We start from the raw sequence: 24,394 nt of genomic DNA on the forward strand, positions 1-24,394 counted from the left end.
ATTACAATTTATTTTTGAAAGTTGATTTACAAAAACTCTCCGTGTTGCGAAATATCCAATCCTAATTCTTCTTTTTCTTCAGAGACTCTTAATGGAGTAATTTTGTTTACTATAAAGAACAAGGCGTAAGAAGCGGTAAAAGCAAATATGGAAACAAGAACCAATGCTTTCAATTGAATTAAGAACAAAGTAGGGTCGCCATAGATTAAACCTTGGTTGTCACCCACGATAGAATTAACGGATTTTGACGCAAATACACCTGTTAAAAGCATACCTACCATACCACCAACACCGTGACATGCAAATACATCCAAAGCATCGTCAATTTTACCTTTAGGAAAATTACTCACGACAAGATTGCTTATAATGCTGGCAATAAAACCAATCGCAAGAGCTGATGGCATTGTTACAAATCCTGCAGCAGGAGTGATGGCCACTAATCCCACAACGGCACCGATACAAGCTCCCATGGCAGAAAGTTTGTGTCCAAGAATTTTATCCAAAAATACCCAGCCCATTGCAGCGGCAGCGGCAGCTACAGTTGTAGTTCCCAAGGCTTGTGCGGCAAGACTTCCAGCTCCAACAGCAGATCCTGCGTTGAATCCGAACCAACCGAACCATAATAAACCAGTTCCTAATAATACATAAGTAATACGAGCAGGATTTGCTTTTGGAACTTTTCGTTTACCCAAGAACATCGCTCCAGCAAGAGCAGCCCAACCAGCACTCATGTGCACTACGGTTCCTCCTGCAAAATCCAATACTCCCCATCCGAAGAATAATCCATCAGGATGCCATGTCATGTGACATAATGGAGCGTATACAAACAATATGAATAATACCATAAACAATAAGTAAGCCCAGAAACGAACACGTTCTGCAAAAGCTCCTGTTATCAAAGCGGGTGTGATGATGGCAAATTTTGCTTGAAATAAGGCAAACAAGATAAAAGGAATAGTTGGGGCTAATTCCCAAGCTGTGTTGGCACTTACTCCTTGAAAAAATAGATTCGACGATGGATCCCCGATCAAACCTCCTATCGAAGGTCCAAAACATAAACCAAATCCAACCACAACCCACAGCACGGTCACGATGACCATGGCCATAAAACTTTGTAATACTGTACTAATAACATTTTTTTTGCCTACCATTCCTCCATAAAAGAATCCCAGTCCTGGAGTCATTAACAATACTAGACCAGTGGCAGTCAACATCCATGCCGTATCACCTGTGTCTAATTTTAGTGGAACAACATGAGCTCCTAAAGTTGTACTTTCCGGAAATAAATAAATTGAAAAAATGGATAATACCAAAATTGTGATTAGAATCACACTTAAAATAATCTTTCGCATAGTTTTTAGTTTTAAATTTTGATAAAAGTATATAATTCATTTCATACCCCCATAAAAATTATGCTTCAAGCTGTTATTTTTGTCAAATTTATATTTTACCCCCTTTAAATTTATGGGTTAATGATAATTGTTTGTTAAAAATTATAATTTATTAACACTGATTTGTGCTAATTTTAATTTAATTGAGTTATCAATTGTTCTAAATCAAGAGTGGTGTGGTTAGAAGTAATGACTATTCGGTTGAGTTTACCTGATGAAGTGGGATATTTAAAAGAAGTGGTTATGATTTTGTTTTCCAATAATTTTTTAGAAACAGCTTCACTTTCAAAATAAATAAGTGGATAGGAGGGATGAAAAGTAAATCCTTCTCTATTGATGAAATTTTGGTCTAAATAATCAAGATTTTGTTTTAATTTTTGTTTTTGAGATTGATAAAGTTCCTGTGCATTAGTGTAGGTTTCCAAAAAAGCAGGATTCATTCCCGAAGCTCCTATAAAACTATTTAGACTGCGTATTTTGGAAATAAAATCACTATTGCCAGCAATTACGCCACCTGAAATGCCCAATGCTTTTGCCAATGAAGCAATCCTGATTATTTTGATGTTTTCTTTTTCGAGTATTTTTTGCCATTCATTTCCATAAATCCCAAAACTGTGGGATTCGTCAATTACCAAGTGGATTTCTTTTTCTTTTGGAATCTCGAATAAAACGCTTAAGTCAATAGGTTCGACATATAATGAAGGAATAGCATCCGTCACTACGGTTATTTTGGTGAGAGTTGGATCGAACACTTTCGGATTTAATTTTCCCTTTTCCATAATTGGAAGACTGGAAAGATTCATTAATGCCGGATGTGTATCTGGAAAATGAAACACTGCATCTGTTGTGCTAGAAAGGTGTTCAACCACTAATTTTCCTGCCAACATTCCCGAGGAAACGGCCAATGCAGCTTCGGTATCCATATTTTTGGCCAATAATTTTTCGGCAGTTTCGTATATTGAAAGTTGAATATTCGAATTGCGGGAACTTCCAAATCCGGTTCCCCATTTTTTGATGCTGTCAAATAAAATATTTTGAAAATCGGGATTGGTGGTTATTCCTAAATAATTGGTACCGCCAAAATATAAATATTCGATACCATTAACTGTAATGATTCGATCTGGAAATCCACCTACTGTCATTGTTTATCCAATTAGAGTAACTCCAGTTCCATTTAACTCGGAGTATTTTACGATACCGTCCTTAATTGTTACTCCTGTTGCAATATCTTTGGCCAGCAACAATGCACCATCCATGTCAACATAATTCAATTCTGGCAATAAATGTGCAATCGCTGATATTCCCACCGATGATTCGGTCATGCAACCAACCATTGTTTTCATTCCTAATTTTTTTGCTTGTGAAATCATTCTTCTTGCCGAAGTAAGTCCGCCACATTTCACGAGTTTTACATTCACCCCGTGAAAATGATTGTGACATTTGGCCACGTCTTCTTCAATAATGCAACTTTCATCTGCAATTATGGGCAAGACCGAATTTTTGAAAACTGTTGCATGTCCTTCCCAATTGTCGGCTTTCAAGGGTTGTTCCAAAAATTCTACGCCAAGTTTTTTTAACTCAATGGCGTTATTTATGGTTTCAGGAACTGTCCAACCACAATTGGCATCAATTCTAAAAATGGCATCGGTATGTTTCCTTAATTCGGTTACAATGGCGATATCTTCTTTGGTACCTAGTTTAATTTTATAGATGGGCCAAGGCAATTCTTTCATCTTTGACACCATTTTTTCGATGCTGTCAATCCCAATGGTATAATCTGTTTTTGGGTTGTCATCAGTTGAATAACCCCATAATTCGTATAGTTTTTTCCCTTTTTTGCGGGCATACAAATCATTGTAGGCAATATCTAAAGCACAAAGTGCAAACATGTCATGTTTTAAAAATGGATGGGCTTTATGCCAAAATTCCTCAGGAGTTTCATCAGTAATACTTTCGATTAAAGGAGTTATTTTTTCCAAATTCATTTTCATCGAATCAACGGTAATATTGTAATATGGATTTGACGTGGCTTCTCCAAATCCGGAATAACCGTCACTTTGCAATTCGACAATTAAAGAAGGTTGAACTTTATATGATTCTCTTGAAATGGTAAAGGTGTGCTTTAATTGAAGGTCGAAGGTTCTAATTATTACTTTCATTTTTATGACTTTTTGCTGGACAAATGTTTTATTTATAACAAAGAAAATTAATATAAATTAGATTACATATTAAAATCAAAAGTAAATTTCATTTTATGACGATTTTTTTTTAAAACAAATAAAAAAAGAGGAAACTGATTCTTGCAAAAGCTGTTTTTAGACTTTTTTCGATTTTCAATTCGCGTAAAAAAAGAATTGATGAAGTGGTTTACCTTTGATAAAAATGTGAAAGCCAGATACAAAAAACAGTCGCAAGAATGTTCCTGCGACTGTTTTGGTAATTCTATTTCGTCCAATGCATGAATTATTGTTGGTTGTATTTTTCTTTGTATTTATCGTAAAGTCGACTTTGATGGTTTTCTAAATCAATCATCCTTCCTTGAATGAATGCCTCGGTCAATTTATTGGTTCTCATATCCAGGGCATCACCTTCCGAAATAAATAAAGTGGCGTCCTTGCCCAGTTCCAATGAACCGCATTGATTTTCTATTCCCAGTAACTTGGCCGTGTTTAAGGTGATTAATTGCAAGGCTTGTTCTTTGTCTAAACCATAAGCAGCACAGGTTCCGGCCAGAAAAGGCAGGTTTCGTGTTTGCATGCGCTCCATGTCGCCACTGTTTTCGAGACCAACAATTATTCCTTTATCAGTCAATAATTTTGCCATTTTATACGGTAAATCAACATCTTGATCGTCGCTTTTTGGCATATCGTGTACGCGTCTCAATAATACGCCAATATTATTTTTTTGCAACATTTCAGCCGATTTGTAGGCTTCGTATCCGCCAACAATCACCATTTTTTTTATTTTGTTTTCTTTGGCAAATTGGATGGCATCAATAATTTGTTTGTTTTCGTCGGCATGAATGAACAAAGTTTGGGTCCCGTCAAATAATCCTTTCATGGCTTCGAAAACCAAATTTCTTTCTTTTGAAGCGTCAGCCAAGTAGGCTTTGGCGTTTGAAATAAAAGTATTGATTTCTTCCACTTGTTTCAAGTATTCTTTATTGGCATCAAGAGTTCCCGGTTCAGCCCACCAGCCGGTTCTGATGTAATTTATTGGAAAGTTAAGATGAATTCCGTCATTTTCTTTAATCAAGGCATCTTTCCAGTTCCAAGAATCCAGTTGCACAATTGACGATGTTCCTGAAATTCTGCCACCACGAGGCGTGATTTGTGCCATTAAAATTCCGTTTGGACGAACCGTTTCAATCACTTTTGATTCGGCAGTATAAGCCACGATGCTTCTTATGTGAGGGTTGAAATTTCCAATCTCTTTTTCATCATCCGAAGATTTCACGGCATCAATTTCTACTAAACCCAAAGTCGAATTTGGTGCTATAAATCCAGGATAAACGTGCTTTCCTGTCGCATCAATCGTGCTTTCGTAAGCGTCTTTGGAGAGTTTTATTAGTTTGGAATCAGCCACCAACGTGATTTTTCCGTCCTTGAATCCAATGGCGCTGTTTTCTATTATTTGGCCGTTGCCCAAATGTGCCGTTGCATTTAGAATCAAAACTGATTTTGTTTGTTTTTTGGCAGGTGTTTGTTGTGCTTTTGTGTGTATTGATACCATAAGTACCAATGCTAGTATATATATATATTTCATCTTTTATTGTTCTAAAGTATCACAGTGGTATTCTTTTTTTGCCGCCTTGATTGGTTCTTGGGTAATCATTCCCTTGTTTTTTTCTTGCAACAACTGTCTGATTAATTCGTTTTTTTCATTGGCAACAGCCACTCTTTGGGCTTCGTCTTTTTGGGCATCATAGTAAACTACGCCTTCAATCAATGTTTTTTCTGCTTTGGCATAAATAGACAAAGGATTGTTGTTCCAAAGAACGACATCGGCATCTTTGCCTACTTTTATGCTTCCCACTTTGTCGTCAATGTGCAACAATTTGGCAGGATTCAAAGTCACGAATTTCCAGGCTTCTTCTTCGGGAATATTGCCATATTTCACTGCTTTTGCCGCTTCCTGATTCAATCTTCTGGACATTTCTGCATCATCGGAATTGTAGGCAACCACTATTCCTTCCTTGTGCATTATTGGGCCATTGTAAGGAATTGCGTCGTTTACTTCAAATTTGTAAGCCCACCAATCAGAGAATGTGGAAGCGCCAACTCCGTGTTCTTTCATTTTGTCTGCCACTTTGTAACCTTCAAGAATATGGGTGTATGTATTTACCTTGAAATTGAATTTTTCGGCCACATTCATCAACATTAAAATCTCGGATTGCACATAAGAATGACAAGTGATGAAACGCTCTTTGTTGATAATTTCGGCAATGGTTTGCAGTTCCAAATCCACTCTTGGTGCTTTGGTTTTGTCTTTTTTGGAATTGGAGTTGTATTTTTTCCAAGCTTCGTCATATTCTTTGGCTCGTTGAAAATAATCCGTAAAAACCTGCTCGACACCCATTCTGGATTGTGGAAAACGAGTTGGATTTATATTTCCCCAATTGGATTGTTTTGGATTTTCACCCAAAGCAAATTTGATGAATTTGGGTTGGTTTTTGTACAAAAGTTCTTCTGGAGCCAATCCCCATTTCCATTTCACAATGGCCGAGCGACCGCCAATAGCATTTGCCGAGCCGTGCAACAACTGCGAAGTGGTAACACCACCGGCCAAATCCCTGTAAATATTAATATCTTCAGAATTGACCACGTCTTGGATGGTCACTTCGGCACTCGAGTTGTGACCGCCTTCGTTTACGCCTCTGGAGATGGCGATATGCGAGTGTTCATCAATGATTCCGCTGGTCAAATGTTTTCCTTTGGCATCAATAATAGTGGCTGAAGTATCGGAAATATTTTTTCCTATGGTGGCAATTTTTCCGTTTTTGACCAACACGTCGGTTTCTTGCAAGATGCCTTCTTTTTCGTTAGTCCAAACCGTGGCATTTTTAAAAAGTATGGTTTGTTGAGTTGGTTTTTGGGTATTTCCAAAAGCAATATTGGGGAAAGTAACCGGAATGACATTTGGTTTTTCGACTTTGGAGGAATCTATGACTGCAACAAATGGCGAAGTTTTCGTGGCTGACCATTTTATTTCAGTTCCATTGGGCAAAATTGCCTTGCCGGAGATAGTTTGAGTGTTTTCGACAAAACCGGTCAATCTTGTAAAACCGGTTTTGATGGTATCTTTTGATTTTATCAATGCCGTAATCCAATTATTGGCAACCACAAGTTTAGAACTTATTTTTTTATTGTTGGCAGTTGTTATTTCAGATTTTGGAGCTGCAATTTCACCGTCAATTTTCCATTTATAGGAATCATTTTCGATGATTAAATCATAATTGCCGCGAATGTCTTTTGTATCGATGTTATTGACAACAAATTTAGTTCCTTGAACCCAGTTTTCGTATAAAATAGTTTTTTCGTCAAAAATAGGTCCCGAAGTAATCACGAAATTGGCAAAACTTCCGTTTTTTAAGCTTCCAATTTCGGCACTTTTTCCAAGAATCGAAGCTGGAATTGTTGTCAACGCTTCCAATGCCTTGGTTTTGTCGAATCCGTATTTTATGGCTTTCAACAGATTGGTTCTAAAGTCTTCCAGTTTTTTTAGTTTATCGGTTGTTAAAGCAAATTCGATATTGTTGTCTGATAGTACTTTCAAGTTGGTTGGCGCTTGGTTCCAGAAACGCAAAGTGCTCAAGTCCATTTGATCTGCTTGATAGGGATTCGAAACATCATAGGCTTCCGGAAAATTGATCGGAATAATGAATTTGGAATTTGTTTTTTTGATTTCTTCGATTCTTTCGAACTCATTTCCAGCACCTTTCAATACGTAGTTAAAGCCAAATTCTTTTCCCAATTTAGAAGCTCTCAAACTGTTTAGCTTGTCTTCGGTAGTGAAGATTTGCACTAATTTTTCGTTGTTAATCAAGGCTTCCAATGACAAATCTTTGGTTTTGGAATTTCCGTTTTTATACCAATTTTTGTCCAAATACATTTGGCGAAGCAAGGCTATCATTCCCATTAACGAACTGGGATAAGCTTGATTTGTTGCCACGCTTCTGGTAAATCCAAAATGATTGGTTATTTTGTTGGACAACAAGCGATTACTTCTATCGCTGTTATTCAAGGCGATTAGAGTTCCGGTTCCACGGGCAATTCCGTCCTGGATATGGGTTCCCACCACGCCAAAACCAGCTTTAAGTAATTCTGTCGCCTTGGTTTGGTCGTATTTGAAATTTTCGTAGGCGTTGACTTCTGGTCGGATATTTTCATTCCAATAAAATCCTTCGCGTTTGGTATCATACAGTAATCCTCCTGAATTTGAATTGTTTGTGGGCTTTTCAATACCAAAATTAGTGTAAATATCGATAAACGAAGGATAGATTGACTTACCTTCCAGGTTTATGGTTGTACAGTTTTTTGGGATTGAAATGTTGTTTCCCGCACCAATTACTTTTCCGTTTTGAATGAGCAAACTTCCTTTTTCGATGATTTGGGTTGGAGTGACATAAATCTTGGCATTGGTAAAAACGACATAATTGTTGTTTTTGTTTTGAACACCTTCATTGTTTGGGAAATATTCTTGGGCACTAATTTTAGGGATAAAGACTCCCAAAAAGAGGAGAAGCAGAATTCTGTTCATAAGTATATTTGATTGTTTAGCGAACGAATATATAGAATCTATCACACTTTTTGTTAAAAATAACATGATTTAACATTTGTTCTTTATTTTATGACGATGTATTTAAATGTAGAATCAAATGGTCTTTTATCAAAAACTTCCTATATTTATAAAATCAAATAAATCAGTATGTTAGTTAAAGTTTTTGGAAGTGCCGTTTTTGGGGTTGAAGCCACCACAATTACAGTTGAAGTAAATATTGACAAGGGAATTGGATATCATCTGGTTGGTTTGCCGGACAATGCCATAAAAGAAAGCAGTTATCGAATTGCTGCCGCGCTCAAAAATAACGACTATGCGATGCCAGGCAAGAAAATCACCATCAATATGGCTCCCGCCGATTTGAGAAAAGAAGGTTCGGCTTATGATTTGACACTCGCCATTGGAATTCTCGTGGCTTCGGCCCAAATTAAAGCTGACGAAATCGACCAATATATTATAATGGGAGAGCTATCATTGGACGGAAGTTTGCAACCCATCAAAGGGGCTTTGCCCATCGCCATAAAAGCCAAAGAAGAAGGTTTTAAAGGTTTTTTTCTTCCAAAGCAAAACGTCAAAGAAGCCGCAATTGTCACCGGATTGGATGTTTATGGTATCGAAAATTTGCAAGAAGTAATTGATTTCTTTGAAGGAAAAGGAACATTAGAACCAACAACAATAGACACTCGAGCCGAATTTTATAAAACTTTGGACTTCCCCGAATTCGATTTTAGCGATGTGAAAGGGCAGGAGTCCATAAAAAGATGCATGGAAATTGCCGCAGCCGGTGGACATAACATCATTCTTATTGGTCCTCCGGGAGCCGGAAAAACGATGCTCGCCAAACGTTTGCCCAGTATTTTGCCGCCAATGACCTTGCGGGAAGCTCTAGAAACTACCAAAATTCACAGTGTCGCGGGAAAGTTGAAAGAAGTCGGATTGATGAACCAACGACCGTTTCGAAGTCCGCATCATACCATTTCGAACGTAGCTTTGGTTGGTGGAGGAAGTTATCCGCAACCCGGCGAAATTTCGATGGCTCATAACGGCGTTTTGTTTCTGGACGAATTGCCGGAATTTAAAAGAGAAGTTCTCGAAGTGATGCGTCAACCGCTCGAAGACAGGGAAGTGACTATTTCCAGGGCCAAGTTTACCGTGACTTATCCATCGTCTTTTATGCTCGTGGCGAGTATGAATCCTAGTCCGAGTGGTTTTTTCAACGATCCCGATTCGCCACAAACTTCTTCTCCACACGAAATGCAACGTTATTTGAGCAAGATTTCGGGACCGTTGTTGGATAGAATAGACATTCACATCGAAGTGACTCCCGTTCCTTTCGAAAAATTATCGGATGAACAAAAAGCAGAAAGCAGCGTCGAAATTAGAAAAAGAGTGACATCAGCTCGGGAAATTCAATCGGAACGTTTTATCCAAATGGAGAACATTCATTACAATGCTCAAATGAATACCAAACACATTCGGGAATATTGCGCCCTCGACGACGATTCTAAACAATTGTTGAAAACTGCAATGGAACGTCTAAATCTTTCCGCGCGAGCCTACGACAGAATCCTGAAAGTAGCCCGAACCATCGCCGACTTGGAAGCTTCACCAAAAGTTGTTTCCTCACACATTGCCGAAGCGATTCAGTATCGAAGTTTGGATCGTGATGGTTGGTTGGGTTAGTTAATATAGCATAAGGCTCCGCAAAGTCTTCGATTTTGAGGTAGTGATTTTCGGTTTTCAACCGATTTTATTTTGGATTGTTTAATTTTATGTCAGTCAGAGACTGACGAACGCATCCGCAAAGTCGGAGACTTTGCGGAGCTAGATTTTTATTAATGCATCTGGCTGGTTGGATTGAAATTTAGCTCAACTTTGATGTTTTTTATTCAAGTAATAATAATGTTCTATTGGTTAATTCATTTTTATACTTCAATAAATCATCAATGTTTTCAAGTATATATTCATTATTTTCAATTGAGATTTTCATTGATTTACCATTAAAAACCAGTTTGCAAATAACTTTTTTTGAACTATCGTCAACACTTATATTAAAAAAACTTTTAAAATCTTTATAGGATATTCTTTCGTTTGGAATTTTTTTATTTTGAATAAGCAGAGTTCTAATTGTGTGATATGCTTGTATTTCTAATTCTGTTGTAATAACACCTAGAGAATTTGAACTTGCTTCATCCATTACTTTTTTATCATATAAACATTTAAGTAAAGATGAATTAATCAAACTTATCATTTTGCCTTGTGTTTCTTCATTGAATTTTGTTTTGAATAACATATTTCTATGAATTATTTTCAATAAGTCTTTAGATGGAACATTTAATTCTTTGAATAACGAATCTTCAAAACTTTCAGCAAATACAATTTCCTGAGCTGATTCAATAATTTCTTTTATTTTGATAAAACGTTTATCAAACCTTATTAATGATTCAATATCTTTTTCAGAATAGTTACTTAAATTGAATTGAAAGAATGGTTTGTTATCTATGATATTTGGTTCTACAACATCAGAATAAAATCTATACTCAATACCATTTGTAAGAATAGCAAGTTTAGAATTTTTTGTATTGTTGAAATATCCGTTTAATTGCCCAGCTTCTTTATCGCTTAATTTGCTAGTTTGTTTTTTGGCTTCAATTAGAATTGTATCTTTTTTATTTAAGATAATGGCATAATCAATTTTCTGACTTATTCTTTCTCCAAAATCTGCATTGTATTCTGGTATTAAATCTGTAGAAACATAATTCAACATAAAGAAAAAAGGTTCAATTAAAAATTTTCTAGTTTGGGCTTCATTTGAACATAATTCTATAGCTTCATTTAATTTGAAATTATCCAACATTCTTTTTAATTGTGAAATCGCTTGTTTTGGAATTATAGTTGTCGCCATTATTACGTTTTTATAATTAATACATCAAATGTAATCTTTTTATTATCAATGTGAAAAAAAGATAGCCAATTATCTAAATAAATCATAATAATTATCATCTTCGTAATGAGATTTTATTAAAAGCTCCGCAAAGTCTCCGACTTTGAGGATGTGTTTGTCAGTCTCTGACTGACCTTAAAAAAACAACAATATGAAAGAAAAAGAAGGATTCATAATTAGAGATCAGTCCAAAGCGCATTTCATAACCGCAACGGTTGTGGATTGGGTTGATGTTTTTTCCAGGAAAATCTATAAAGATTGCGTCATTGAAAGTCTGGATTTTTGCATAAAAAACAAGGGAATGATTTTGTATGGATTTGTAATTATGTCCAATCACGTTCATTTAATCATCCAGTCAGACAACAGTAAATTATCGGATTTGATTCGGGATTTCAAGAAGTTTACAGCAAAGACCATTTTGAGTAAAATAGAAACCGAACCTGAAAGTAGGGCCGATTGGATGCTGAAACGTTTTGAATTTGCTTGTAAAAGTCATGACCGAAATGAAAAATATCAGTTTTGGCAATATGGAAATCATCCTGAAGAAATTTTTTCAGAAAAGTTCTTTTGGTCGAAATTGGATTATATTCATTTGAATCCAGTTCGAGCAGGAATTGTTGCCAAAGCTTCACATTATGTGTATTCCAGTGCTTCCAATTATGTTGAAGATAGTGGAATTATAGCAATTACAAAAGTGGATAATCCGGTAATAGATGTTTTGAAACCACAATCGATTAGCACTATTTATAATTGGTAGCGAAGGTCGGAGACCTTTTATCACATCCACAAAGTCGGAGACTTTGCGGAGCATTGATGAGATTATCTAGAACGCCTGTCATTATTTTGTTGAGGACGTCTTGGACCAAAGCTGTTGTTACTGCTTCTATTGGCAGTATCTGTTTTAGGTTTTCTGGGAGTTGAATTGCGTTGTTGTCTTCCTTGACCTTGTTTGATAGGTTCTGTTGAAGCGTTGGGATCTGGTTCAAAACCTTTGATGTTTTCTTTCGGCAATTTCAAGCCGACCAATTTTTCGATATCGCGTAAAAAAACAGTTTCGTCCGGACTAAACAACGAAATGGCTTCACCACTGGCTCCAGCTCTTCCGGTTCTACCTATACGGTGAACGTAATCTTCAGGAATGTTTGGCAATTCAAAATTGACAACGTGTGGCAACAATGGTATGTCCAAACCTCGAGCGGCAATATCCGTGGCGACCAAAGCGGTCAGGCTTCCGTCCTTGAAACCAGCCAAGGCTTTAGTTCTCGCACCTTGTCCTTTGTTCCCGTGAATGGCTGCTGCTTTGATACCAGCACTAATCATGTTTTCAGTCAACTTGTTGGCACCTTGTTTGGTTCGGGTAAAAACTAAAATCTGTTTCCAGTTGCCTTCGGTAATCAGTTTGATGATCAATTCTGTTTTTTTCTCTTTGGCACAAGGGTATATTTTTTGAATAATGGCATCAACGGTCGTATTTTCTGGAGTTGCTTCCACTTGTACTGGATGATGTAAAATACCCATTGCCAATTTCTTGATGTCTTTCGAAAAGGTTGCTGAAAACAGCAAGTTTTGTCTTTTGGATGGCAATAGTTTGATAAGGCGTTCAATATCACGTAAAAATCCCATATCCAACATTCTATCTGCTTCATCTAAAACCAAAATCTCCACTTTTGAAAGTGACACCAAACCTTGATTTTTCAAATCGATTAAACGACCGGGAGTGGCGACCAAAATGTCGAGACCTTGACGTATTTGGGCAGCTTGTGGATTTTGGTTTACACCACCAAAAATTACGGCAGAGCGTAAATCCACAAATTCGCTGTATTCTTTTATATTGGCCAATATTTGGGCAGCCAATTCTCGTGTTGGAGTCAATATCAAGGCACGAATGGGTCTGTGGCTCAACTGTTTTCCTTGCGATAATATTTGCAATATGGGTAGGGTGAAACCTGCCGTTTTTCCTGTTCCTGTTTGTGCTGATGCCAATACGTCTTTGCCTTCCAATATGGGAGGAATTGCTTTTTGTTGTATTGGTGATGGGGTTGTGTATCCTTTTTTGCTGATGGCTTTTAGTAAAGCATCAGATAGACCTAATGAGTTAAATGACATAAATGGTGTTTATGAAGTAAACACTATTTATATGGAGTACTTCTTTAATTTGGCGCAAAGGTACTGCTAATTTTCCCGATGTGTCTTGGATTACTTGGTTTTGTTTGAATGAAATATTTTTTGAACTCATTTATCAACCACAAACCACAATGAAATACGAATTAAAGTTTACTACTAATTCACTTCCGCAAAAGTATTTCCTTTATTAAAATCTCCCGATTTAAAACCACGATTGAACCAATACATTCTTTGTTCGGAAGTTCCGTGAGTGAAGGAATCGGGAACGACTTGTCCCTGCATTTTTTTCTGGATGGCGTCGTCTCCCACGGCATTGGCGGCACTCAAGGCTTCTTCGATATCGCCGGGTTCGAGCATTGCGTTTTGTTTTTCGTTGTAGTGTGTCCAAAGTCCGGCATAGAAATCGGCTTGCAATTCTAGCGCAACGGATAATTTATTGCCTTCGGTTTCGTTTCTGTTTTCTTGAAGTTGTCGCACTTTTGAAGAAGTTCCCAACAAGGTTTGAATGTGATGTCCAAATTCGTGTGCCAAGACATAAGCCACTGCAAAATCGCCGCCATCTGCACCAAATCGGGTTCTCAATTCTTCGAAGAAAGACATATCCATATAAATGATTCTGTCACCGGGACAATAAAAAGGCCCGGAAACGGAACTTGCTCCTCCGCAAGCAGTTTGCACTTGGCCACTGAATAAAATTAGCTTTGGAGCTTCAAAAGTGAGGTTGTTTTCTTCGAATATTTTGGTCCAAATGTCTTCGTTGTCGGCCAAGAGGGTTTTTACGAATTCGCCTTCCTTGATTTCTTCCGGAGTCAAGGCTCTTGACTCGGTTTGTGTGGATTGTTGTTGGTTGAATTGTTCTAAAATAGGAGTGATTTGTTGGGCATTTTCGCCACCAAAAATATTAACCAGCAAAATAATGATTCCGATTATTCCTCCTCCAACCACAGCTTTTCCGCCTGAAAGTCCCCTGCGGTCTTCCATATTGTCGCTTTGTCTTCTACCTATCCATTTCATATTATGAGTTTTAAGGTAAAAATAGTGTCTTTTGTTTAATTAATTTTCAATCTAAGCTACTTATTTTTAATGCCAAAAGTTAGTTACTCATTCATTTTATGGTTTAATCTTGGCACTTCCATCCATTTTATGATTGTTTTTTCAATAATTCCTTTTGGAATGGGTTTTGAAATGTAATCATTCATTCCGGCTTCCATACATTTTATTTTTTCATCTTTTTCGGCACCTGCCGTTACGGCAATGATGGGAATATTTTTTCCTGATTCAAGATTTCTTATGGCTTTAGTAGCTTCATAACCATTCATTGTGGGCATTTGGATGTCCATAAAAATTATGTCAGGATTAATGGCTTCAAATTGTTCAACAGCTTCCATTCCGTTGTAAACCTCAAAAATAGTTGTTTCCACAAATACATTTTTGATGATGGTTTTTAGTAACAACATATTGATTTTGTTGTCTTCGGCAATCATTATTTTCCATTTTCTTAAATCGTCATTTTTTTTGATGACAAAGTCAGTCCGATTCTCAACTGGAATATTTATTTTGATTTTATTTGGCTTAATTTGGTTGCTGGTTTTTAAATCTAAATCAAAATAAAAAATGCTTCCAATGTCTATTTTACTTTTAAGTTGGAGCTTGCTATTCATCAATCCCAAAAGTTGGTTTGAAATGCTTAAACCCAGTCCCGTTCCTCCAAATTTTCTTGTTGTTGAATTGTCTTCTTGGGAAAATGCATTGAATATTTTACTTTGATTTTTTTCTTGTATCCCAATTCCGGAATCGGTCACGATGAAACGAATTTTGTTTCTTGAATCATCAATTTTTTCGAGGATCGAAATTTCTAATTTTATGGTGCCTTTTTCGGTGAATTTTACGGCATTGGACAAAAGATTAATCAAGATTTGTTTTAAACGAATGATGTCAACCCAAAAATATTTAGGAATATCCGGAGCTATGAGCAGTTCTAGTTTCAGGTTTTTCTGGTTCGATTCATAGGTTATCAAGTCTATTATTTGATTTAATATTTCTTTGATTTCACATTTCTCAATAAATAATTCAAGTTGTCCGGCCTCGATTTTCGAAAAATCAAGAATGTTGTTGATGATGTCCAATAAAGAATATGCAGATTGATTAACCGTTTTCATGTGTTTCTCTTGCGTTTTTTCAAGATTGGTTTTCAAAAGCAAGTTGGTAAATCCAATTATTCCATTTAGCGGTGTCCTGATTTCGTGGCTCATGTTGGCCAGAAATTCTGATTTTGCTTTGCTGGCCGCTTCGGCTATTTCTTTTGCGATTAGGGCTTCTTCGGCTTCTTTTTTGTTGGTTATGTCAAAAAATATTCCACCCACATAATCAATTGAATCATGATTGTTTTTGATTTTATCGCCAAATTCTTCTACCCAAACCAAATTGCCGTTTTTATCCATGATTCTATAAATCTCATGCATTTTGACATGTTCTTCAGCCAATTTTTTTGCAGCATTTTGAACACGTTCATTGTCTTCGGGATGTAGTAAATCGACATAGTGTATTTTTTTCTCCAGAAATTCAGATTTATTGTATCCGGTCAAGTTTTCTATTTCATCATTAATATAAATCTTGCTCCATTTATCGTCAATGTTTGATAGATAAACAGTTCCGGGGATATTGTCGGCCAGTAATCGGAATTTTTCTTCGCTTTCGTATAGTATGGTCTCGTTTTTATTTCTTTTTAATGCCGAAGAAATATTGGTGGCAAGTGTTTGTAATATTTTGATTTCGTCTTCTGACCATTTTTTTTCTTTGGAACAATCATCAAAACCTATAAAACCAGTAAATTCATCTTCAATATGTATCGGCAAAATCAGTAAAGACTTGATTTCATTGGCCACCAATAACTCTTTGAAAAACGAATCTTTGAGTTTATGGGTTATGAATTTAAAATGCTTTTTAGTATTGAGTTCTGAAAAAATTTCTTTCAAATTGTCGACGGTGAATTCCTTTACATCAGTTATTTGCAGTGCAATTCCTTCTTTTGCCCATTTGAATTTTTGGCTGATCAAATTGGTTTTGGAGTCTAGTTCATAATAGAAAAGGTGGTCTGTTTTTGTGGCTTTTCCCATTATTTCATATGTCTCAATAAACATTTCCTCAATGCTTTTGCTTAACAAAAACTTTTCGGTGCATAATGCCATGGCCGATAAAAGTTCGCTCTTGTATTCTAATTTTTTCTCGGCTTGATAGCGTTTTTTTGAGGCAATTTGCAATGAAACGATATCAGAGATGTTTCTGGCAAAATTAATATCGTCGTTGTCCCATTGTTTTTTTGATTTCGTGGTTTCAAAACAAATCATTCCGGTCAATTTACCATTTCGGAAAAGGGGAATTTCCAGCATTGATTTGATGTCGTATTTCAAGAAGTAATCGGGAATAAATTCTACAATTACCGAATTATTGTAAACATCATTCGCGATTATCAGGACTTCATTTTTTATGGATTCAAAAAATTTGGGATGATTTTCTTTTTTAAATACAATGTTGTCACCGAATTTCTTGTTGTCTAATTCGTATATTTTTTTACATACAATTTTGTCTTCCTTGTATTTCCAAAAGCTTACTCTGTTGATGTTGGAGGCTTTAGCGGCATTTTTTATAATTGTTCCAATGATGCTGTCTAAATTTTCATGTTTACAGAAATTTTTAGTTGATATTTCTTTGATGGCAGCAGAGTATTGTCTAATTTTTTCTTGTCGGTTTTGGTTTTCGATTTCAAGGTTTTTTAAAGTGGTAATGTCCCTGGCTAATCCGGAGTAGCCAATAATTTCACCAAAATCATTTCTTCGAATGACCACTTTTTGCGAAATCCATATTTCTTCTCCATTCTTTTTTATCAATGGAATTTCAACCGTAGTAAAATCATTGTCCTTTTCGGGTAAATTCGTATAAAAATCCATCATGTTTTTGGCATAATCATTTCGGATAAATTCCGAATAATTTCGTGTCAGGGCTTCTTCAGAGCTGTAGCCCAGCGTCTTGATGGTGAAATCATTTATGAAGGTGAAATTGCCAAAAATGTCAACTTCAAAAATAAGGTCGGTAGCGTTTTGAATTAAATTTCGGTACTGGTTTTCAAGGTTTATTTCATTGGTAATATCATTTCCAATTCCAATGGTTAGATTGTCGTTGTGCTTTTTGTCTCTCCATTGAATGTATTTGTAAGAGCCATTTTTGCATTTTAATTTCCTAACATACAACCGCTCGTCAACATAGTTTTCGTGGTATTTATCTCCAATAAATTCAGAGTCTTCAGTAAGTTTCCAAAATCCCATTCCCATTACTTCTTCTGGAGAATATCCTAAAATGGAGCTTATCGTTTTACTGCAAAAAGAAATTTCGCCAGCGTTATTTGTGGCAATTATCAGTGCATTTCCTTTATTTACGATTTCGTTGGTAAACTTGAATTTATCTTTAACATTAAGCAAAGACTTGTGCCTCACGTAATTTATGATTTGAATCAATAAAGAGTAATTAAATAGTAAGGAAACCGATTTTAAGGGTATTATTTTAAAAGTAAAAAGGATGAAAATGAAGCTAAAAATTGCTGCTACAAAAAACAGGTAAAATTTTATGGGTTTGAGAATGTCATATGAAAAGAAAAAACAGGTCAAAAAGGCAATCATGGGTGTTATATCCGGCGAAGTATTGATCAAATTTTTGGATATGATGCCAAAGGAGATAATAAACAGCACCTTAAAAATAAATTGAATATTTTGAAATACCCAAACTGATTTTTTGCTTGCAAAATACATGGCCAAAAAAAACATGCCCACACTAAAATTTTGGGCCAACAAACTTTTGGATCTAATTTCGAAATAAGTGAAAAAAATTTCGAGAATTGGAATTATAATTCCCAAAAACAAAAAATAGAATTGGGTTTCTATGTTTCTTGAACCAATTTTTGATTGGGTTTCTACATATTTATCATTAAGTGAAGACTTAATTTTTAAAAACTTGTATACTAACAAAAAGGCCGAAATGATAAATATCGGCATTACGATTTCAAATAAATTATTGTTTATGAAAAATTTGTCTATCAAAAAATAATGATTTTCGAAGAGATTGTCACTTGCAAAAAAATAATTATTTATCTCGGGAATATATGTCAATAGTATTCTACACAACATTAGATGTGATGTTTTAGGTTAAGTTGAAGAATTAGATTTGGGATCTTTTCTCTTGGGGATAAAAATAGGTTTTTTTGTCTAACAGGTATAAAAAAGAATGTTAATATTAGCAAAGAATTAGAAAAGCGAGTAAATTTCTTCTATTTTCTTTGCTTAATCAATACCAATTATGGCTTTATAAATAGCATAATTCATCGAATACATAAATGGCATGGTAAAAAGAATACCAATGCAAAAAGCAAAAATACCAATGGCTGCCCCAATCAATGCAACAATCAGTAATCCAAGTAGCACCAAAGGTTGTTTAGAAACGATTACGATACTGGATTTTATGGCTTCAATGGCATTCAATTTTCCAAAAACAATTAAGGGAACTACCAAAAATGTCACAAAAGAAAGTACCAAGGAAATTAGGGAGCCCATTATGCTGAGTCCTGCTAACTCAAGAACTATTGAAAGCCCCGTATTAAACAACGTGATCATGAAAATGGCAATAAAAATATTCGCAAAATAAGGAGATTTGTAATAACTAAACATCGTTGCAACATGAAATTCTTCTCCTTTTTCTGCACAATCCGCCATTTTAAAAAAACCAGCCATAAACGGATTCAGCAGTCCAGAAAACAGAATCATGCCCGCATTAATTTGCAATACAATAGCTAAAGGTTTTTCTTTAAGTTCTGAAAATTGCGTAATTTTTTTGCTGAATTCTTCCATGTTTTCCACTCCGATATAGGAAATCAACCCAATCATTCCTATCACAAAAAGTATTGCAAAGAAAACTAAAAGCATCAATCCGGCATACAAGGCAATTTTTTTATAATTTTCAAAAGCATGTTCGAAAACAGTTCCAAAATCTAGTTCATATCCATTGGTGCTTATTGCTTCTATTTTTTCTTTTACGGGTTTCATGTTTTGTTGTTTGATGTTTGTTAATTTATTTTCTAAATATTATTTTTTGAAATAGACTTCTTCAAAAGGAACTCTAAAACGTTCTCCATAAATTCCATTATCGTCTCGACGTCCGCAAGCTATAATCATGTTTATTTCTGAAGATGACGGCAAGTCCAACGCTTTCTTTACTAGCAACGAGTCAAATCCTTCCATTGGACAGGTATCATAATTTATGGCTGCCATACTAATCATAAAATTTTGTGCAGCAAGTCCTGCGCTTTTATGCGCCACAATTCTAATGTCGCTTTGTCGCGCTTGACGATAAATAGGTCTAAACATTCCAATTAATTGGAAAGCCATAAATTTTATCATTCCCAATATTCCCCAAAAATCAAAGTAGATGGAAGGAACAATTTTTTGATAATAATTCAAGGCAAATTTTTCTCTTTTTGAATATTCCGATGCGGGTTTATCGCCATATTGTGATTTTAAAAAATCTATATTCGCTTGAGCTCGTTTTTTCCACAAATCTTTTCTGGCCACGACCACAACCATTTGTTGGGCTGTTTTTGCAGCATTTTGATTAAAACTTGCCTTCGTAAGTTTTTGGAGAACATCTGGCGAAACGACATGATAAAACTCCCAAAGTTGCATGTTGCTGCTTGTCGCCGCCAATGTGGCCAAGTGAATACAATTTTTTACTTTTTCGTCATCGATGGATTCTTCCTTGAAAACCCGAACCGAACGTCGGTAATTAATGGCTTCACTTACTGTTTTTTCATTGGTTACAACCATTTCAACAGGTTTTTAATAGTTTGAAATTTATTTTTATATGGTGCATAACGCATTGGCAAATCTAACCAATTTGCTTTCTTGACAATACTTTTTTGATGCGAAAAAGTGTCAAAACTCAATCTTCCGTGGTAAGCGCCAATTCCGCTGTGGCCAACACCGCCAAAAGGCAACCTTTTATTCGAAAAATGTACCACGGTGTCATTGATGCAACCGCCTCCAAATGAGTATTTTTCAATAATTTGTTTGGAAAAAGCGTGGTTTTCCGTAAAAATGTACAAGGCCAAAGGTTTTTCAAATCTGGAAATTATGCAGTCAATTTCCGATTCATTTTCGTAGGCAAGAATGGGTAAAATTGGGCCAAAAATCTCCTCTTGCATAATTGGACTTTCCAACGAGGTTTCCTTGACCAGAGTGGGAGCGATGTAGCAATCCTTGCTGTCGCTTTGTCCTCCAAAAAGCACTTTGTCCGGTTCGATCATGTGAACCAATCGTTGCCAGTTTTTAAGATTTATAATCCTTGCAAAATCAGGCGATTCACTGGAATTTTTTCCATATGCTTTCGTGATTTCTTCTTTTAAGTAGGTCACGAAATGGCTTTTCATGTCTTTTTGAATCAAGAGGTAATCGGGTGCAATGCATGTTTGTCCGGCATTTACAAATTTTCCCCAAACAATTCTTTTTGCGGCGAGTTTTAAATTGGCCGTTTCGTCAATGATGCAAGGATTTTTTCCGCCAAGTTCCAGCGTTACGGGTGTCAGGTTTTCGGCTGCGGCTTTTGCCACGATTTTACCAACGGCTACACTTCCCGTAAAAAAAATGTAATCCCAACGTTTAGAAAGCAATTGTTGCGATACCTCGACTCCGCCTTCAACAACTGTCACGTGATTTTTATCGAATACTTTAGCAATTATTGCAGAGATGATTTCGGATGTTTTTGGCGCCAATTCAGAGGGTTTCACGACCACTTGGTTTCCTGCCGCAACTGCCGCAATCAAAGGACAAAGTGCCAATTGAAAAGGATAATTCCAAGGCGCAATTATCAAAACTTTGCCGTAAGGTTCTTTGTAAATGTAATCGGTGGAAGGGAAATTAAGGATGGAAGGAAAGACTCTTTTTGGTTTTGCCCAATTCTTCAAATTCTTTATGGTGTGCTTTAGTTCCAAGACTACATAACTGGTTTCGGTGAGCATCGCTTCAAAAGCAGGCTTTTTGAAATCATCGTGTAAAGCCTGAATGATTTCGTTTTCATGAATAATGACCGCATTCAGCAGTTTTATCAAGGTTTCCTTTCTGAAGTTGACATTGGTTTTGTATTCCATGACTTAAAAAATGAAATTAATCTCTAAAGATACATTTTTTCAATTTAAACAGCATTCCAAATCACGTCATTTGGAACTGGAGCAACAATTAGTATGTTTTCTTTGGAAACGGGATGAATAAAAACCAGTTTTCTTGCATGTAAATGGATTCCGCCATCGGGATTACTTCGATCAAAACCATATTTCAAATCGCCTTTTATGGGTGAACCAATAGCCGAAAGTTGTGCCCTAATTTGATGGTGTCTTCCGGTGTGAAGGTTGATTTCCAATGCAAAGTAGTTGTTCAGTTCCTTGATTATTTTGTAATCCAAACTGGCTAATTTGCTGTCGGGAATTTCTTTGATATGTGCTTTTGAAGTATTGTTTTTCTCGTTTCTTTTGAGGTAATGAACGAGTTTGTCTTCTGTTTTTTCGGGCTTGTTTTTCACGATGGCCCAATAGGTTTTTTGGGTCTCGCGATTGCTGAACAATTCATTCATTCGAGTCAAAGCCTTGCTGGTTCTGGCAAAAACAACAATTCCGGTTGTTGGTCTGTCCAAGCGATGTACGACTCCCAGAAAAACTTCGCCGGGTTTATTGTATTTGTCCTTGATGTATTCTTTTACAACATCGGACAAGGGTTTGTCACCGGTTTTGTCGCCTTGCACAATATCGCCCACACGCTTGTTGACAATGATGAGATGGTTGTCTTCGTGTAGGATTTGCAGGTTGTTTTTGTCGGATAGTATTTTCATCAATTATATTTTTCTTCTTTATTTGGTTGTAAAAATAGAAGTTTTATAATTGCTTTGGGTCAATGTCATTTTATCCAGATACTTTTGTGGAATTTCCTGTTTTTTCTTTGTCGGAATTACAAAAAACAGTTGTTTGTTTGAACTTAGAACCGAATCTAATTGCATTTCCGTTTTTACAACTTGTGCTTTCCCATTAGAATAAAATTGCCCCGAATAATTTTTGTCTTTCCAATAATACAATGGTATTTCCTTGTTTTCGGTTTTGACTTTCAAGGCTTCCAAAAGATATTTATCAGAGTTCATGTAATTGTCCAGTTTTCCTGTGGCAACTAAACTAAAATAAGCAATGAATACGATTACTGGAAAAATCAAGGCAGTACGAATCAACCATTTTTTTTGGGTAAAATCTTCCCACCAATGAACCATCAAAAACATCATTGGGATTGTAATCGGAAGGAGGTAAGTATGGAGAATATTGCTGGAAATCGTGAAGAACATTGGTGTCCAAAACATCCATAAAACCAAGAAGGAAACCCAGTCGTTTTTTAAAATGGTTGTTCTGTTTTTCCATAATTTGTGTAAAACGACCTGAAACCAAGGCAAAGTGAAAATCAGCATAAAAACCCAAATCATCCCTTTTGGTTGGGAGTGGCCACTGCCATATAAATCACCTTTCCAACCCGATTCCACGAAGCGTTTGTAGTGTTCTCCAACTATGAAATAATCTAGAAATCCCGGTGTTTCTTGTTCTGCAAAATAATACCAAGGAACAGCGATTATTGCCGTGACAAAAAGCCCAATTACAATTGAAAACTTGGAAAATAATTCCCTAAATCTGTTGAAATCCAAGCAACACCATAAAAATAACGGAGGAAATGTCAAGACCATTATAAGTGGTCCTTTGGCCAAGAATCCTAATCCCAGCGCAACGAAAAACAAGTAATTCCAATAGGTTTTTCCTTCGCTTTTCATGGTTTGCCAAAAGGAAATCATCATTATCGCCACACAAAATTCAAGTGTTGTATCAGTTGAAACAACGCCTGTATGGATTAAAAATTCAGGCATTGTCAGCAAGATAAATCCCGGTAAGTAAAAGGAAACACCGCTCTTTTTTGCCATTTTTCCTGCAATGATAATCAAGATGATGCTCAATATAAAAGAAGGAAATCGTGCAGCAAATTCATTGATTCCAAAAATAACGAAACTTCCTGCGGATAACCAAGTGGATAAAGGCGGTTTTGCCCAAAAAGGAACGCCGTAATCTATTTGCAAAACAATCCATTGGTTTGTTTCCTGCATAATTCGAGCAATTTCGGCATAACGCGCTTCAGTTTTGTCCAATAAAGGAATGGTTGCGGTCAACAACAACCTAAATACAGCAATAAGAATTACGGAAATGTATAGAATGAAGGAATTGTTTTTTAGCTTTTCTGAAATCATTTATTGGTGGTTTGTATTAGATTATTTTTTGCTATGTTGTTATATTTTCTCTGAATTTCAAACAAATCAAACCACAGTTTGAAACCGTAGGTGAATTTTACTTTGGAATCTCCTTTTTCGACCCATAATTTCAAAGGCACTTCCACCATTTTTTGGACTGCTTTTTCCTTTCCGAAAAGGTGAATCATTCGGTAGAATATTTCCACGTCAAACAACCATCTTGAGATGAATTCTTTTTCAAATAGTTTTTCCGAAATTTCTTTGGTAAAAAGTTTAGCACCACATTGGGTATCATACACTTTGATGTCGAGAATATTGGAGATAAAAGTGGCCACAACTCTTCCAATCAAAAAACGGCTGTTTTCCCTTTCGATGGTGGAGCCAACTTTCCGGATTCGGGAACCAAAACTAAAAACAATTTCTCCTTGTAAATAATCTCGTAATCCAATGAATTCCTCTAATGTCGTTGCCAAATCGGCATCGAGATAACCTATGTATTGATGTTGGTAAATTTTGTTGCAATACGTAATTCCAGCTCTAACAGCTTCCGCTTTTCCCGAATTTTTTTCCAGTGAAAGAACATGGATTTGGGTAGGATGTTTTTCTTTTAAAGCATTTAAAACAGCAAGAGTATTGTCTTTGGAACCATCATTTACAAAACAAATAAATGCCTCTGGATTGTTTTCCAAAAAGTTGGAATACTCACTATTTGAAATTCCTTTTTCTTCATTATAACAAGGAATAACAATGCTGGTATTGAAAGCTGTTGACATATATAAATGTTTTTGTTGGATCA

The 24,394-nt window shown here is 36.0% G+C and carries 17 protein-coding genes; 2 read left to right on the forward strand and 15 right to left on the reverse strand.

Annotated features, from left to right (window positions below):
• Positions 1-26: 26 nt before the first annotated feature.
• From C0430_RS02180 to C0430_RS02200, 5 genes are all read right to left on the reverse strand, one after another.
• On the reverse strand, positions 27-1,352 hold the full coding sequence (locus tag C0430_RS02180) for an ammonium transporter (RefSeq protein ID WP_290865016.1): 1,326 nt from the start codon (positions 1,350-1,352) through the stop codon (positions 27-29).
• Positions 1,353-1,525: 173 nt separating this feature from the next.
• Complete coding sequence (locus C0430_RS02185) at positions 1,526-2,533, reverse strand: aminotransferase class I/II-fold pyridoxal phosphate-dependent enzyme (protein WP_290865018.1); 1,008 nt, start codon at positions 2,531-2,533, stop codon at positions 1,526-1,528.
• Positions 2,534-2,536: 3 nt separating this feature from the next.
• Entirely contained in the window at positions 2,537-3,550 is a 1,014-nt protein-coding gene (locus tag C0430_RS02190) for a dipeptide epimerase (protein ID WP_290865020.1), read from the reverse strand.
• Positions 3,551-3,854: 304 nt separating this feature from the next.
• Positions 3,855-5,123, reverse strand: coding sequence for an amidohydrolase family protein (locus tag C0430_RS02195; RefSeq protein ID WP_290865022.1), 1,269 nt, complete (start codon positions 5,121-5,123; stop codon positions 3,855-3,857).
• Positions 5,124-5,159: 36 nt separating this feature from the next.
• The gene (locus tag C0430_RS02200) at positions 5,160-8,150 is read right to left on the reverse strand and encodes an amidohydrolase family protein (protein WP_290865024.1); all 2,991 of its coding nucleotides are present in this window, start codon (positions 8,148-8,150) and stop codon (positions 5,160-5,162) included.
• Positions 8,151-8,318: 168 nt separating this feature from the next.
• Between C0430_RS02200 and C0430_RS02205 the strand changes: the two genes are divergently transcribed.
• Complete coding sequence (locus C0430_RS02205; protein WP_290865026.1) at positions 8,319-9,854, forward strand: YifB family Mg chelatase-like AAA ATPase; 1,536 nt, start codon at positions 8,319-8,321, stop codon at positions 9,852-9,854.
• A gap of 202 nt (positions 9,855-10,056) precedes the next feature.
• Here the strand turns inward: C0430_RS02205 and C0430_RS02210 are convergent, their stop codons facing one another.
• Positions 10,057-11,076, reverse strand: a complete 1,020-nt coding sequence (locus C0430_RS02210) for a type I restriction enzyme HsdR N-terminal domain-containing protein (RefSeq protein ID WP_290865028.1) — start codon at positions 11,074-11,076, stop codon at positions 10,057-10,059.
• 190 nt (positions 11,077-11,266) lie between these two features.
• Here C0430_RS02210 and C0430_RS02215 point away from each other — a divergent pair, with 190 nt between their 5' ends.
• Complete coding sequence (locus tag C0430_RS02215) at positions 11,267-11,872, forward strand: transposase (protein WP_290865030.1); 606 nt, start codon at positions 11,267-11,269, stop codon at positions 11,870-11,872.
• Positions 11,873-11,934: 62 nt separating this feature from the next.
• Here C0430_RS02215 and C0430_RS02220 read toward each other — a convergent pair whose 3' ends face one another.
• From C0430_RS02220 to C0430_RS02260, 9 genes are all read right to left on the reverse strand, one after another.
• Positions 11,935-13,221, reverse strand: coding sequence for a DEAD/DEAH box helicase (locus C0430_RS02220; RefSeq protein ID WP_290865032.1), 1,287 nt, complete (start codon positions 13,219-13,221; stop codon positions 11,935-11,937).
• Positions 13,222-13,395: 174 nt separating this feature from the next.
• On the reverse strand, positions 13,396-14,253 hold the full coding sequence (locus C0430_RS02225; protein ID WP_290865034.1) for a neutral zinc metallopeptidase: 858 nt from the start codon (positions 14,251-14,253) through the stop codon (positions 13,396-13,398).
• An 83-nt stretch (positions 14,254-14,336) separates the two neighbouring features.
• Positions 14,337-17,750: a PAS domain S-box protein gene (locus C0430_RS02230; RefSeq protein WP_290865036.1), complete on the reverse strand. Its 3,414-nt coding sequence runs from the start codon at positions 17,748-17,750 to the stop codon at positions 14,337-14,339.
• Positions 17,751-18,569: 819 nt separating this feature from the next.
• A complete protein-coding gene (locus C0430_RS02235) occupies positions 18,570-19,328 on the reverse strand; it encodes a hypothetical protein (protein WP_290865038.1) in 759 nt (252 codons plus the stop codon).
• A gap of 39 nt (positions 19,329-19,367) precedes the next feature.
• Positions 19,368-20,105, reverse strand: a complete 738-nt coding sequence (locus C0430_RS02240; RefSeq protein ID WP_290865040.1) for a nitroreductase family protein — start codon at positions 20,103-20,105, stop codon at positions 19,368-19,370.
• A complete protein-coding gene (locus C0430_RS02245; RefSeq protein WP_290865042.1) occupies positions 20,096-21,424 on the reverse strand; it encodes an aldehyde dehydrogenase in 1,329 nt (442 codons plus the stop codon). Before C0430_RS02245 ends, C0430_RS02240 begins: the two co-directional genes overlap by 10 nt.
• A 44-nt stretch (positions 21,425-21,468) precedes the next feature.
• The gene (locus C0430_RS02250) at positions 21,469-22,158 is read right to left on the reverse strand and encodes an RluA family pseudouridine synthase (RefSeq protein WP_290865044.1); all 690 of its coding nucleotides are present in this window, start codon (positions 22,156-22,158) and stop codon (positions 21,469-21,471) included.
• Positions 22,159-22,176: 18 nt separating this feature from the next.
• Positions 22,177-23,598 (reverse strand): glycosyltransferase family 39 protein, encoded by a 1,422-nt coding sequence (locus tag C0430_RS02255; protein WP_290865046.1) that lies wholly within the window; start codon positions 23,596-23,598, stop codon positions 22,177-22,179.
• The gene (locus tag C0430_RS02260; protein WP_290865048.1) at positions 23,595-24,371 is read right to left on the reverse strand and encodes a glycosyltransferase; all 777 of its coding nucleotides are present in this window, start codon (positions 24,369-24,371) and stop codon (positions 23,595-23,597) included. Before C0430_RS02260 ends, C0430_RS02255 begins: the two co-directional genes overlap by 4 nt.
• Positions 24,372-24,394: the final 23 nt, after the last annotated feature.

This window comes from Flavobacterium sp. (genome assembly GCF_013823965.1).
Classification (GTDB): domain Bacteria; phylum Bacteroidota; class Bacteroidia; order Flavobacteriales; family Flavobacteriaceae; genus Flavobacterium.

Bases quoted from the DNA above. Each gene is read 5' to 3' on its own strand.
- C0430_RS02180 (WP_290865016.1), bottom strand. From the start codon at position 1,352: ATGCGAAAGATTATTTTAAGTGTGATTCTAATCACAATTTTGGTATTA.
- C0430_RS02185 (WP_290865018.1), bottom strand. From the start codon at position 2,533: ATGACAGTAGGTGGATTTCCAGATCGAATCATTACAGTTAATGGTATC.
- C0430_RS02190 (WP_290865020.1), bottom strand. From the start codon at position 3,550: ATGAAAGTAATAATTAGAACCTTCGACCTTCAATTAAAGCACACCTTT.
- C0430_RS02195 (WP_290865022.1), bottom strand. From the start codon at position 5,123: ATGGTATCAATACACACAAAAGCACAACAAACACCTGCCAAAAAACAA.
- C0430_RS02200 (WP_290865024.1), bottom strand. From the start codon at position 8,150: ATGAACAGAATTCTGCTTCTCCTCTTTTTGGGAGTCTTTATCCCTAAA.
- C0430_RS02205 (WP_290865026.1), top strand. From the start codon at position 8,319: ATGTTAGTTAAAGTTTTTGGAAGTGCCGTTTTTGGGGTTGAAGCCACC.
- C0430_RS02210 (WP_290865028.1), bottom strand. From the start codon at position 11,076: ATGGCGACAACTATAATTCCAAAACAAGCGATTTCACAATTAAAAAGA.
- C0430_RS02215 (WP_290865030.1), top strand. From the start codon at position 11,267: ATGAAAGAAAAAGAAGGATTCATAATTAGAGATCAGTCCAAAGCGCAT.
- C0430_RS02220 (WP_290865032.1), bottom strand. From the start codon at position 13,221: ATGTCATTTAACTCATTAGGTCTATCTGATGCTTTACTAAAAGCCATC.
- C0430_RS02225 (WP_290865034.1), bottom strand. From the start codon at position 14,253: ATGAAATGGATAGGTAGAAGACAAAGCGACAATATGGAAGACCGCAGG.
- C0430_RS02235 (WP_290865038.1), bottom strand. From the start codon at position 19,328: ATGAAACCCGTAAAAGAAAAAATAGAAGCAATAAGCACCAATGGATAT.
- C0430_RS02240 (WP_290865040.1), bottom strand. From the start codon at position 20,105: ATGGTTGTAACCAATGAAAAAACAGTAAGTGAAGCCATTAATTACCGA.
- C0430_RS02245 (WP_290865042.1), bottom strand. From the start codon at position 21,424: ATGGAATACAAAACCAATGTCAACTTCAGAAAGGAAACCTTGATAAAA.
- C0430_RS02250 (WP_290865044.1), bottom strand. From the start codon at position 22,158: ATGAAAATACTATCCGACAAAAACAACCTGCAAATCCTACACGAAGAC.
- C0430_RS02255 (WP_290865046.1), bottom strand. From the start codon at position 23,598: ATGATTTCAGAAAAGCTAAAAAACAATTCCTTCATTCTATACATTTCC.
- C0430_RS02260 (WP_290865048.1), bottom strand. From the start codon at position 24,371: ATGTCAACAGCTTTCAATACCAGCATTGTTATTCCTTGTTATAATGAA.